Source organism: Pseudomonas abyssi (assembly GCF_003444685.1).
Taxonomy (GTDB): Bacteria; Pseudomonadota; Gammaproteobacteria; order Pseudomonadales; family Pseudomonadaceae; genus Halopseudomonas; species Halopseudomonas abyssi.
Genome location: NZ_LMAZ01000001.1, coordinates 431,971 through 444,302, shown reverse-complemented (window position 1 = coordinate 444,302; position 12,332 = coordinate 431,971). Strand labels below are relative to the sequence as shown.

General features: G+C 58.5%; 12 protein-coding genes. 7 read left to right on the top strand and 5 right to left on the bottom strand.

Going from position 1 to position 12,332, the window contains the following annotated elements; genetic code table 11:
• The first annotated feature begins 167 nt into the window (after positions 1–167).
• Positions 168–944, top strand: coding sequence for a class II glutamine amidotransferase (locus tag ASB58_RS02120; protein ID WP_118129183.1), 777 nt, complete (start codon positions 168–170; stop codon positions 942–944).
• 167 nt (positions 945–1,111) lie between these two features.
• Here ASB58_RS02120 and ASB58_RS20150 read toward each other — a convergent pair whose 3' ends face one another.
• Positions 1,112–1,531 (bottom strand): pilin, encoded by a 420-nt coding sequence (locus tag ASB58_RS20150; RefSeq protein ID WP_118129182.1) that lies wholly within the window; start codon positions 1,529–1,531, stop codon positions 1,112–1,114.
• A 269-nt stretch (positions 1,532–1,800) separates the two neighbouring features.
• On the opposite strand from ASB58_RS20150, the gene pilB reads away from it, so the two are divergent.
• The 6 genes from pilB to ASB58_RS02085 are packed head-to-tail and all read left to right on the top strand — an operon-like array spanning position 1,801 to position 7,432.
• Positions 1,801–3,501 carry a type IV-A pilus assembly ATPase PilB gene (gene pilB, locus ASB58_RS02110; protein WP_118129181.1) on the top strand — a complete coding sequence of 567 codons (1,701 nt, stop codon included), beginning with the start codon at positions 1,801–1,803 and terminating at the stop codon, positions 3,499–3,501.
• Between the two features lie 3 nt (positions 3,502–3,504).
• Positions 3,505–4,764: a type II secretion system F family protein gene (locus tag ASB58_RS02105; RefSeq protein ID WP_118129180.1), complete on the top strand. Its 1,260-nt coding sequence runs from the start codon at positions 3,505–3,507 to the stop codon at positions 4,762–4,764.
• 4 nt (positions 4,765–4,768) lie between these two features.
• Positions 4,769–5,641: a prepilin peptidase gene (locus ASB58_RS02100; protein WP_118129179.1), complete on the top strand. Its 873-nt coding sequence runs from the start codon at positions 4,769–4,771 to the stop codon at positions 5,639–5,641.
• Positions 5,642–5,694: 53 nt separating this feature from the next.
• Positions 5,695–6,297, top strand: coding sequence for a dephospho-CoA kinase (gene coaE, locus ASB58_RS02095; RefSeq protein WP_096006520.1), 603 nt, complete (start codon positions 5,695–5,697; stop codon positions 6,295–6,297).
• The gene (gene yacG / locus ASB58_RS02090) at positions 6,294–6,485 is read left to right on the top strand and encodes a DNA gyrase inhibitor YacG (protein ID WP_096006519.1); all 192 of its coding nucleotides are present in this window, start codon (positions 6,294–6,296) and stop codon (positions 6,483–6,485) included. The genes coaE and yacG overlap by 4 nt, the downstream gene beginning before the upstream one ends.
• A 2-nt stretch (positions 6,486–6,487) precedes the next feature.
• The gene (locus tag ASB58_RS02085) at positions 6,488–7,432 is read left to right on the top strand and encodes a Nudix family hydrolase (protein ID WP_118129178.1); all 945 of its coding nucleotides are present in this window, start codon (positions 6,488–6,490) and stop codon (positions 7,430–7,432) included.
• Positions 7,433–7,546: 114 nt separating this feature from the next.
• Here ASB58_RS02085 and ispH read toward each other — a convergent pair whose 3' ends face one another.
• The 4 genes from ispH to ileS are packed head-to-tail and all read right to left on the bottom strand — an operon-like array spanning position 7,547 to position 12,312.
• Positions 7,547–8,494, bottom strand: a complete 948-nt coding sequence (gene ispH, locus ASB58_RS02080) for a 4-hydroxy-3-methylbut-2-enyl diphosphate reductase (RefSeq protein WP_118129177.1) — start codon at positions 8,492–8,494, stop codon at positions 7,547–7,549.
• A 20-nt stretch (positions 8,495–8,514) separates the two neighbouring features.
• Complete coding sequence (gene fkpB, locus ASB58_RS02075; RefSeq protein ID WP_083725318.1) at positions 8,515–8,946, bottom strand: FKBP-type peptidyl-prolyl cis-trans isomerase; 432 nt, start codon at positions 8,944–8,946, stop codon at positions 8,515–8,517.
• Between the two features lie 56 nt (positions 8,947–9,002).
• A complete protein-coding gene (gene lspA, locus ASB58_RS02070; protein WP_118129176.1) occupies positions 9,003–9,494 on the bottom strand; it encodes a signal peptidase II in 492 nt (163 codons plus the stop codon).
• Positions 9,487–12,312, bottom strand: coding sequence for an isoleucine--tRNA ligase (gene ileS, locus ASB58_RS02065; RefSeq protein ID WP_118129175.1), 2,826 nt, complete (start codon positions 12,310–12,312; stop codon positions 9,487–9,489). The genes lspA and ileS overlap by 8 nt, the downstream gene beginning before the upstream one ends.
• Positions 12,313–12,332 lie beyond the last annotated feature (20 nt).

Below are 12,332 nucleotides of genomic sequence, written 5' to 3'. Positions count from 1 at the left end.
CGCCCCAGAAAAGACCATCACCACTCTTCTCTTGCAGGCTCATGCACGAAGGTCAGACCAACCGTCTCGGCCATCATCCTGACACCCAACAACTATCCGCACCTGAACACAAACTCACCCGGCGCCGGGTAGAATACCTGCAGCCACCCGCCTACCCCGGAGCCACCATGTGCGAACTGCTTGGCATGAGCGCCAACGTCCCAACCGACATCTGCTTCAGCTTCGCCGGCCTGATGCGCCGTGGCGGCGGCAGCGGCCCGCACCGCGATGGCTGGGGAGTCGCATTTTACGAAGGCCGAGGGCTGCGCTGCTTCCATGACCCCAACCCTTGCCACAGCTCAGCGATTGCCAAGCTGATCGAGCAGTACCCGATCAAGTCGGAAAACGTCATCTGCCATATCCGCCAGGCCAATGTCGGCGGCGTCAGCCTGGCCAACACCCACCCGTTCACCCGCGAACTCTGGGGCCAGTACTGGGCCTTCGCCCACAATGGTCAACTGGCCGGTTTCAACCCTGATCAAGGCCCCTACACCCCGGTCGGCGACACCGACAGCGAAGCGATCTTCTGCCACCTGCTGAACAACCTCGCCCGCCGCTACAGCGAGCTGCCAAGCCTTGCCGAGATTGCCGACACCCTCAGCCAATGCTGCGCCCCGCTGCGCGCGTTGGGGGTATGCAACCTGATGCTCAGCAACGGCGACTGGCTGTTCACCCTGTGTACCAGCAAACTCCACTGGATCACCCGCCGCGCACCCTTCGGCCCCGCCGTGCTCAGTGACACTGATCTGGAAATCGACTTTCAGCAGCACACCACCCGCACCGACGTGGTGACCGTGATCGCGACAGAGCCGCTGACCAGCAATGAGCAGTGGCGGGCGTATGAGACTGGGGAGTGGCGGTTGTGGGAGAAGGGTGAAACAAAGATAAAAGGCCATTGCTACTAAGATCTTGAGCGTAGCTAGACCAAGCATGCAGGAAGTGCCGTCAATCAGGATAGCGTCCAGACTCAGACGGCGCCCATAAAAAACCCCCGGACAAACCGGGGGTTTTTATCGCAAAGAGTCAACAAGCAGCGCGTAAAACTACTGCTAAAACTCTCTCCACCTATCCGTTAGCGGCAGCCGGACGGAATGTGGGCTGGATCAAGAGTACCGGCACAAGTCCAACCGGCGATCTGGCCAGTCGCAGTTACATTCGGGGTCATGGTCAGGGTATCACCTGCCAGGGCACCCGAAGAGAAAGAAACGGTGATAACACCCGCGTTGCTCACAGTCACTTCGCCCGGATCAAAATATTGACCATCAAGCAGTAGCGCCGAAGCGATGGTGGTAGCGCCAGCAGCGGCCGCCGCGGCCTCTGCAGAATCCACAGCGATATCAGCCTGCAGACCAGCGGTCGCTTTCAAGCCTTCAGTAGCCTGGGCGCGAGCGGTGTAGTCCTGGTAGGCCGGCAGTGCGATGGCAGCCAGGATACCGATGATCGCAACTACGATCATCAGCTCGATCAAGGTAAAACCCTTTTGAGCCTTCATAGTAAACTCCTTTTGTGAGATAGCCGGTTGGCTACCTGACGTAAAAGCAAATGCTGTGCCATCCGCTGCAAACCCCTATCGCTAAAGCTTTCCTGGCCAAATTGAGCAGTAGACACGACGCGAAAGCTCACACAAATAGGCCGAAAGTGACTTTTTTTGTCACACATCAAAGACCCCATACGCCTTAACCCGCACAACAGTGCAATTAGTAAGGCACGTGTACTATAGTGAAGAGTAAAGCGTAACGATTGATTGGAACCTAAGGCCTCATGGAAACTCCCGTTTTATCAGGGCTCGCACGCCGCATCGTGCAAGAAGGGATCCTAAGCTCGGAAGCCGCGAGCAAAGCATCTCAACAGGCAGCGCAAGATAAGATCCCGTTCATTACCCACCTCGTCCAACGAAAGCTTGCCGACGCAAAGTCGCTAGCCATGGTGTGCGCAGACGAGTTCGGCTACCCCTACTTTGATCTGGCAGCACTGGAAAAAGAGGCGCAGCCCAGCGAGCTGGTCAGTGAAAAACTGATACGCCAACACAACGTTATGCCCCTGTTCAAGAGAGGCTCCAGACTTTACCTGGCCCTGTCAGACCCAACCAACCAACAAGCGCTTAGCGACATTCAGTTCAACACCGGCTTGATGACCGATGCAGTAATCGTGGAAGACGACAAGCTGCACAGTGCAATAGAAAAATACTTGGATAACCCGACCGGTGGCTTGGGAGACATCACAGATACCGACCTGGATGAACTTGACGTCCAGGCCGTAAAAGATGACGAAAAACAGGAGGGCGGGTCCGATGCAGATGACGCCCCAATCGTTCGATTCGTGAACAAAATGCTGCTAGACGCCGTGCGTATGGGGTCTTCTGATTTACACTTTGAGCCTTACGAAAAGGTGTATCGCGTACGTTTTCGCACCGACGGCGTCCTCCACGAGGTGGCAAAACCCCCGCAGCAGCTCGGTGTTCGCATTGCTGCTCGCCTGAAGGTTATGTCTTCGATGGATCTCGCCGAGCGTCGGAAACCGCAGGACGGCCGCATCAAGCTGAAGATATCCAAAAACAAGGCCATCGACTTCCGGGTTAATACCCTACCTACATTGTGGGGCGAAAAAGTAGTACTCCGTATCCTCGACTCTGAAAGCGCAAAAATGGGTATTGATGCCCTGGGCTACGAAGATGACCAGAAGCAGATGTATCTGGCGGCGCTTTCACGCCCGCAAGGCATGATCTTGGTCACAGGGCCCACCGGCTCAGGCAAGACAGTTTCCCTTTATACGGGCCTGAACATCCTGAACACCAGTGAGCGGAACATATCAACCGCTGAAGACCCGGTTGAGATCAACCTAGAGGGCATCAACCAGGTCAACGTCAACCCCAAGCAGGGGATGGATTTTGCAAAAGCCCTGCGCGCGTTCCTCCGCCAAGACCCAGACATCATCATGGTGGGTGAGATCCGCGACCTTGAAACCGCTGAAATTGCCATCAAGGCCGCACAAACGGGCCACATGGTGATGTCGACGCTGCACACCAACAGCGCAGCTGAAACACTGACGCGGATGCGCAACATGGGTGTCCCATCTTTCAACATCGCCACATCGGTAAACCTCATCATCGCGCAACGCCTTGCCAGACGCCTATGTAAAAGCTGCAAGAAGCCGATGGAGGTTCCAAGAGAAACACTGATCGAAGAAGGGTTCTCCACCGAAAAAATTGATGCCGGGCTGACAATTTATGGCCCTGTGGGTTGCGAAAATTGCAAAGACGGTTATAAAGGACGTGTTGGTATCTATGAGGTCGTCAGGATCACCCCGGCCATGCAACGCATCATCATGGAAGACGGCAACTCGATTCAGATCTCAGACGTCGCCCAGAGCGAGGGCTTCAGAAACTTACGTCAGTCAGCCCTGATGAAGGTCGAAGAGGGCGTGACCAGTCTGGCGGAAGTAAACCGAGTGACCAAGGACTAAGTCATGGCGCAACAAGCAGCACTTAAAAAGAACCCTGCCGCCGCCAAAAAGGCCAAGGAAGAAAAGCTTTTCCCTTTCAAATGGGAGGGAAAAGATCGTAAAGGCACCAAAATCACTGGTGAGATTCAGGGCGCTAATGCAGCCCTAATCAAACACCAGCTGCGAAAACAGGGGATCCTGGTCACCAAGATCAACCGCAAGTCCACCCTGTTCAGTAAGCGGGCGAAACCGATCAAGCCGCTAGACATTGCCTTTTTTACACGGCAACTGGCAACAATGATGGAGTCTGGCGTGCCCATCATTCAGGCGTTTGAAATCATCGCTGAAGGAGCTGAAAACCCCAACCTCGCGAAGCTCGTCAACGAGATAAAAACCAATGTGGCTGCTGGTAACACGCTGGCAGATTCCCTGCGCCAGCATCCTCAGCACTTTGACGACCTCTTTTGCAACCTTGTCGAGTCGGGGGAGCAGTCCGGTCGTCTCGAGTCGCTACTTGACCGCATCGCAACTTACAAAGAGAAAACCGAGGCCCTCAAAGCCAAAATCAAGAAGGCGATGACCTACCCGATTGCAGTTATTGTGGTAGCGATTATCGTGACCGCCATTCTGCTGCTGAAAGTGGTTCCAAGCTTCCAAGAGGTCTTCTCTAGCTTTGGCGCCGAGCTACCCGCGTTCACGACCTTCGTCATCGCGTTATCCGAATGGCTCCAATCTTGGTGGTTCATCCTGCTGGTTATGATAATCATCGCGGGTTATGCCTATGGGCAAGCGCACCGCCGATCCAAAGCTTTTCGAGACTTCCAGGACAGAACCTTACTCAAAGCTCCCATTGTCGGCGAAATCATTTATCAGGCTGCCGTAGCGCGTTATGCGCGTACGCTGTCGACAACCTTTGCGGCCGGCGTACCTCTTGTAGATGCCCTTGATTCTGTGGCCGGAGCATCAGGTAATGTCGTGTTTTACAACGCGGTGATGAAAATCAAAGAGAACGTCTCTGCCGGTTCTCAACTTCACTTCTCAATGCGCACCACCAATGTGTTCCCTTCGCTCGCTGTGCAAATGGCCGGCATCGGCGAGGAGTCAGGTAACCTGGACGGAATGCTGGAAAAAGTAGCGGACTACTACGAGGCGGAAGTTGACAACAAAGTTGACAACCTGACGACACTACTTGAGCCGATGATCATGTGTGTGCTGGGTGTCTTGGTAGGTGGCCTCATCATCGCCATGTACCTCCCAATCTTCCAGCTCGGTAACGTCGTCTAAACACATGCAATTCAGCTCTTATCTGGCCAGCACCCCGCTGGCCTTTATTTTGCTCGCCGGCCTCCTGGGCCTGATCATTGGCAGCTTTCTCAACGTGGTTATTCTGCGCGTGCCGCGCATGCTGGAGATTGAGTGGCAGCAGCAGGCGCGGGAGATTCTTGAGCCGGACAGCGAGCATGAACCACCTGCCACGTACAACCTGATTCTGCCGCACTCGCATTGCCCCAAGTGCAAGACCGAGATAAAACCCTGGCAGAACATACCGGTCATCAGCTACCTCTTGCTCCGTGGCCGTTGCGGCAACTGCAAGGAGCCGATCAGCCTGCGCTACCCGACAATCGAGCTACTCACTGCCGGCCTGTCCATGCTGGTTGCCTGGCAAATGGGCTTTGGCCTGGCAACCGCGGGTATGCTGGTGCTCACTTGGGCGTTAATCTGCCTGAGTATGATTGACGCCGATACCCAATTGCTGCCGGACATCATCGTCCTGCCATTGCTGTGGCTAGGCCTGATCCTCAACAGCTTTGGCGTGTACACCGACCTCAACACCGCGCTCTGGGGCGCCGTTGCAGGCTACCTGAGCCTGTGGTCGGTTTACTGGCTGTTCAAGCTGGTTACCGGCAAGGAGGGCATGGGTTACGGCGACTTCAAGCTGTTGGCCATGCTGGGCGCCTGGGGTGGCTGGCAGGTATTGCCACTGACCATCCTGCTGTCGTCATTGGTCGGTGCGATTTTGGGCATCATAATTCTCAAGGCACGTGGTGCCAACAACAGCACTCCCCTGCCCTTTGGCCCCTACCTGGCCATCGCCGGCTGGATCGCACTGATCTGGGGTGAGACAATCACCGGCCACTATTTGCGTTTCGCCGGTTTCTGAGCTGCCCTCCCAGGGCGACCAGATCGCTGGCTGCCTGACCGAAGGAACCCCGGATGATCATAGGCCTGACCGGCGGGATCGGCAGCGGGAAAACCGCTGCCGCCAACCGCTTTGCTGCCGCTCACGGCATTCATGTTGTGGATGCCGACCAGAAGTCCCGCGTTGTTGTCGAGCCCGGCCGCCCAGCACTCACCCATATCGTTGATCGCTTTGGCGAAGCCATCCTGCTGAAGGACGGTAGCCTGAATCGCAGCGCCCTGCGCGAAAAGGTCTTCGCAGCCCCGCAGGAGCGGCAATGGCTGGAGGAGCTGCTGCACCCACTGATCCGCGACGAGATCATCTCCGACCTGCAGTCGGCAAACTCCCCTTACGCCCTGCTGGTTTCTCCCCTGCTAGTGGAGTCCGGACAGAATAACCTGACCTCTCGCGTCATCGTCGTCGACGTTCCAGAGGCGATGCAGCTAGCCCGCACCGTCGAGCGTGACGCCGTTCCCGAGGCCCAAGTGCGCGCGATCATGCAGGCGCAAGCCCAGCGTGAAGAGCGCATGCGTCACGCTCATGACGTGCTGACCAACGACGGTGACCTGGCCGCCTTGCACGCGCAGGTAGACGCACTGCACAAACGCTATCTGGAACTGCTGGAGCGCCCCCAATGACGCTGACCGTCAACTGCCCCACCTGCCAGGCCCCGGTGTCTTGGACTGATCAATTTCCACAACGCCCCTTCTGCAGCGAGCGCTGCCGGCTGATCGATCTGGGCGCCTGGGCCGCCGAAGAACATGTCATCCCCGGCGGCGAGAATGAAGAGCAGGATCTGTTCTCTGACGACCTGCCGGAGCAATGACAGTGCGCCGCATTCATGTCATGGCCGCGGTGATTCGCGACGCCGAACGTCGTATTCTGATTGCCAAAAGACCCAACGACGCCCACCAGGGCGGGCTATGGGAGTTTCCGGGGGGCAAGCTCGAGCCGGGCGAGAGCCGCCTGGAGGCGCTGCAACGTGAGCTGCGTGAGGAGCTGGGTATAACCGTGCAGCAAGCTCGCCCACTGATTGACCTGCAGCACAATTACCCGGACAAGCACATCAGACTGGATGTCTGGGAAGTATCCGAGTTCACGGGCACGGCGCACGGCGCAGAAGGCCAACCGGTCCAATGGGTAACCGAACAGCAGCTGCCAAGCTATGACTTTCCGGCGGCCAACCAGCCTATCGTGGCAGCAGCCCGACTCCCCCAGCGCTATCTGATTACGCCCGATTGCACAGCGGTAGAGTTGCTACAGGGCATTGAGCACGCCATCGACGCTGGCATTCGCCTGATTCAACTGCGCCAAACCCAGCTTGATACCCAAGGCTATCGAGCTCTATGCAAGGACGTGCTACAGCGCTACGGCGCACGGGCCACCTTTATGCTCAAGGGCGATCAGCCAACTCCAGAGCCCAGTGCCGGGTGGCACCTGACATCACGGCAGCTACGTGCACTGTGCAGCCAGCCGGAACCAGCACGCCCTCTACCCGCTGAGCGCTGGCTCAGCGCATCCTGTCATGATGTCGAGGAGCTGCAGATGGCTGGGATGCTTGGGGTGGATTTTGCGGTGCTATCGCCCCTGCTGCCTACAGCATCACATCCGCACGCCAGCCCATTGGGCTGGGAGCGGGCCCACGCTATGCTCGGCAACTGTCGCCTGCCGGTTTACCTGCTTGGAGGACTGACAGCTGAGGACTTGGCAGCAGCGCATGACGCCGGCGCCCAGGGCATCGCCGCCATACGCGGGCTGTGGAAACAGCCGTAGGGCCACGGCATGCCGCGGCCGATTGGCATTGGCGCCGGCGGGACGGCACGGACGCGACATGTCGCGTCCCTACGGGAGGGCGATGAGTCAGTGCTTCCCTAGCGCATCAATGCCTCAGCTCAGATCAACAATCCGCAGCTCTTTCGGCACGCTGAAAACGATATTTTCTTCCTTGCCCGCCAGTTCTTCAGCACCGGTAGCTCCCTGGGCGTGCAGGTGCTCAATCACCTGACGCACCAGCACATCCGGTGCAGACGCCCCAGCGGTAACGCCGATCTTGCTGACACCCTCCAACCAGGCCGCCTGGATCTCGCTGGCGCCATCAATCAGAAAGGCCGGCGTGCCCATGCGCTCAGACAGCTCACGCAGGCGATTGGAGTTGGAGCTGTTAGGGCTGCCCACCACCAGCACAGCATCGCACTCAGCAGCGAGCTGCTTGACCGCGTCCTGACGGTTCTGGGTGGCATAGCAGATATCGTCCTTGCGCGGCCCGTCGATCGCCGGAAAACGTGTCCGCAAAGCATCGATCACCTTGGCAGTGTCGTCCATTGACAAGGTTGTTTGCGTCACAAACGCCAGACGCTGAGGATCCTTCACTGCCAGACGCGCAACGTCGTCCTCGTCCTCAACCAAGTAGATCGCCCCACCACTGCTGGGGTCGTACTGGCCCATGGTGCCTTCAACTTCCGGGTGACCAGCATGACCGATCAGGATGCATTCACGGCCATCGCGGCTGTAGCGGGTTACTTCCATGTGCACCTTGGTGACCAGCGGACAGGTCGCATCAAACACCTTGAGTCCACGGTCTTCCGCCTGCTGCCGCACTGCCTGGGAAACGCCGTGGGCGCTGAAGATGACGATCACATCGTCGGGGACCTGATCAATCTCCTCGACAAACACCGCGCCACGGTTGCGCAGGTCTTCCACCACGAACTTGTTATGCACCACCTCGTGACGCACATAGATCGGCGGCCCGAACACTTCGAGCGCGCGGTTGACGATTTCAATGGCGCGGTCAACACCGGCACAAAAGCCGCGTGGGTTGGCCAGTTTAATCTGCATGAGTTGCCTCTTGGTGCTCGCTAGCGTACGTCGACGATCTCGACATCAAAGGTAATGACCTTGCCGGCCAGCGGATGATTGAAGTCCACCTCGACCACCTGATCATGCACCTGCTTGACCACGCCCGGCAACTCACCACCGGCGGCATCGGTAAAGATCACCAGCAAACCCGGCTCCAGCTCCATTTCGTTGAACTGATCGCGGGGCACAGTCTGAATGTTCTGTTCATTGCCTGGGCCAAAGCCGCGCTCAGGGTCAATCTCAAAGCTACGAGCATCGCCTGCCTTGAGTCCGAACAGCACCTGCTCAAATCCGGGCAGCAGGCTGCCATCCCCTACCTTGAAGGTCGCCGGTTGCTTGTCCAGCGTCGTATCGACCACGTCACCGTTGGGCAGCTTGAGGGTAAAGTGCAGGGTCACCTCGGAGTCGTGACCGATTCGGCTTTCTGTCATGGTATCAATCTCATCAGGACGGCGGCGCCCGCCTCACTAAGGGCGGGCGCGCATTATTACTCAGGCTTGCGGCCAAAGAACATGTCGAGCAGCAGCAGCACGGCACCGACGGTAATCGCGCTGTCGGCGATGTTGAACGCCGGGAAGAACCAGCTTTGCTGCCAGTGCACCAAAATAAAGTCGGTCACCTTGCCGTGAACAACCCGGTCATAGAGGTTACCCAAGGCGCCACCAAGAATCAGCGCCAGTGCAATCGCTTCCATCTTGCGCGCGCGATCCAGCCGCGCCAGCCAGACGCACAGCACCACGCTCACGACGACAGCAATGCCGGCAAACAGCCAGCGCTGCCAGCCGCTGGCGTCAGCCAGAAAGCTGAATGCGGCACCAGTGTTATAGGCCAGCGTAAAACTGAACAGGCCATCAATGATCGGCACCTGCTGATACAGCTGCAGGGCGTCCACAGCGATCCACTTGGTCACCTGATCCAGCGCGATGACGGCAACCGACAACCAGAGCCAGATCAGACTGCCACGACGCAGATCAGGCATGCTTGCGCACCTCGCCTGCACCTTCGATGTTTTCTACGCAGCGACCGCAGATCTCCGGATGCGCCGGGTTGCTGCCAACATCATCACGCAGATGCCAGCAGCGTGCACACTTGGTCGCAGCCGATTTGACGATCCGCAGCTTCAAGCCGTCAACCTCGGTCACCACGGCCTGCTCATCGGCCTGCGCCAGCGGCGCCAGCGCAGCCTGGGAGGTGATCAGCACAAAGCGCAACTCATCGCCAAGCTGAGCCAGGCGTTCCTGCAGCGGCTGGTCAACGTACAGAGTAACTTCCGCCTCCAGGTTACCGCGCAGGGTCTTGGCGTTGCGCAGGTTCTCGATCTCTTTATTGACCGCTTCCTTCACGCGCATCACATCGGCCCAGAACTCGCGGCCCAAGGCTTGCCCCTCCGGCAACTCGGCCAACTCCTCGTACCAGGTATTGAGCATCACCGACTCATTGCGCTCGCCCGGCAGGTACTGCCACAGCTCCTCGGCGGTAAAGCTCAGAATCGGCGCAATCCAGCGCACCAGCGCTTCGGCAATGTGGTACAGCGCCGTCTGGCAGGAGCGGCGCGCCACGCTGTTGGTCTGCGTGGTGTACTGACGGTCCTTGATGATATCCAGGTAAAAACCGCCCAGCTCCTGCACACAGAAGTTGTGGATCTTCTGATAGACGTTCCAGAACCGGTAGGTGTCGTAAGCCTCGACGATTTCCTGCTGCAGCAGGCGCGCGCGATCCACCGCCCAGCGGTCCAGATCAAGCATCTGCTCGGCCGGCAGCGCATCGGTCGCCGGGTCAAAGCCGTTCAGGTTGGACAGCAGGAAGCGTGCGGTATTGCGGATACGACGATAGGCATCGGCACTGCGCTGCAGAATCTGGTCAGACACGGCCATTTCGGCCGAGTAGTCGGTCGACGATACCCACAGACGCAGAATGTCGGCGCCCAGCGTGTCATTGACCTTCTGCGGGGCAATGGTGTTGCCCAGCGACTTGGACATCTTGCGGCCTTTCTCATCCACGGTAAAGCCGTGGGTCAGCAGACCGCGATAGGGAGCGTGTCCATCAATCGCAGCGCCGGTCAGCAGCGACGAGTGGAACCAGCCACGGTGCTGATCAGAGCCTTCCAGATACAGATCGGCGCGCGGACCTTCGTCATGGCCCATGGGATGCGAGCCACGCATGACGTGCCAGTGAGTCGTCCCGGAGTCAAACCACACATCCAGCGTATCGCTGGTCTTCTCGTAAAGCGGCGCCTCGTCACCCAGCAGCTCGGCGGCATCCAGATTGAACCAGGCATCGATGCCCTGCTGCTCGACCCGCTGCGCAACCTGCTCGATCAGCTCAACGGTACGCGGATGCAGCTCGCCCGTCTCGCGATGCAGGAAGAACGGGATCGGCACCCCCCAGTTACGCTGGCGGGAGATACACCAGTCCGGACGACCGGCAATCATGTTGTGCAGACGCTGCTTGCCCCACGCCGGGACAAACTCGGTTTCTTCAATGGCCTTGACGGCGCGCTCACGCAGCGTCGCGCCGCCATCAACCGCTACGTCCATGCCGACAAACCACTGTGCAGTGGCGCGGTAGATCAGCGGCGTCTTGTGGCGCCAGCAGTGCATGTAGCTGTGCTGAATGCGGTTGTGTTTGAGCAGCGCGCCGACTTCTTCCAGCTTGGCCACAATGGCCGGATTGGCCTTCCAGATGAACTGGCCACCAAAGAACGGCAGGTCAGACACGTACACGCCATTGCTTTGTACCGGGCTGAGAATATCGTCATTGCTCATGCCGTACTGCTTGCAGGTGCGGAAGTCGTCTTCGCCATAGGCCGGCGCCGAGTGAACCACGCCCGTACCGGCGTCCAGCTCAACGTACTCGGCCAGATAGACCGGCGAGAAGCGCTCGTACAGCGGATGACGGAAACGGATCAGTTCAAGCGCAGCACCTTCAGCGGTTGCCAGCACCTGCCCCTCAAGGCCGTAGCGCTCCAGGCAGCTCTCAACCAGCTCTTCGGCCAGCACCAGCAGGCGCTCGCCGGTATCGACCAGCGCATAGTTGAACTCAGGATGGACATTCAGCGCCTGGTTGGCCGGGATGGTCCAGGGAGTGGTGGTCCAGATGACGATGGCAGCGGGCTTGCTCAACGCTGGCAGGCCGAAGGCGGCAGCGAGCTTGTCGGTATCTTCCGCCACAAAGGCAACATCGATGGCTTCAGAGGTCTTGTCCTGATATTCGACTTCCGCCTCGGCCAGCGCCGAGCCACAATCAAAACACCAGTTGACCGGCTTCAGGCCCTTGAACACCACACCTTGCTCAACCAGGCGGCCCAAGGCGCGGATCTCACCGGCCTCGTTGGCGAAGTTCATGGTCAGGTAGGGATTATCCCAGTCACCCAGCACACCCAGGCGAATAAAGTCCGCCTTCTGCAGCGCAACCTGCTCGCCCGCGTATTCGCGGCACAGCGCACGCACCTGCTCGGCAGGCAGATGCTTGCCGTGGGTGGTTTCAACCTTATGCTCGATCGGCAGGCCATGACAGTCCCAGCCCGGCACATAAGGCGCATCAAAACCCGATAGTGTCTTGGAGCGGGTGATCATGTCCTTGATGATTTTATTGAGTGCATGACCGATGTGAATCACGCCGTTGGCGTAGGGCGGGCCGTCGTGCAGGATGAACTGCGGGCGCCCCTTGCTGACCTCACGAATCCGCTGATACAACCCGTCCAGGCGCTTGAGCGTCTCGGGTTCACGGTTCGGCAGGCCAGCCTTCATCGGAAAATCCGTGGCGGGCAGATTCAATGTTGCTTTGTAATCGGTCATGTTCTATCAGGCTCTCGAAA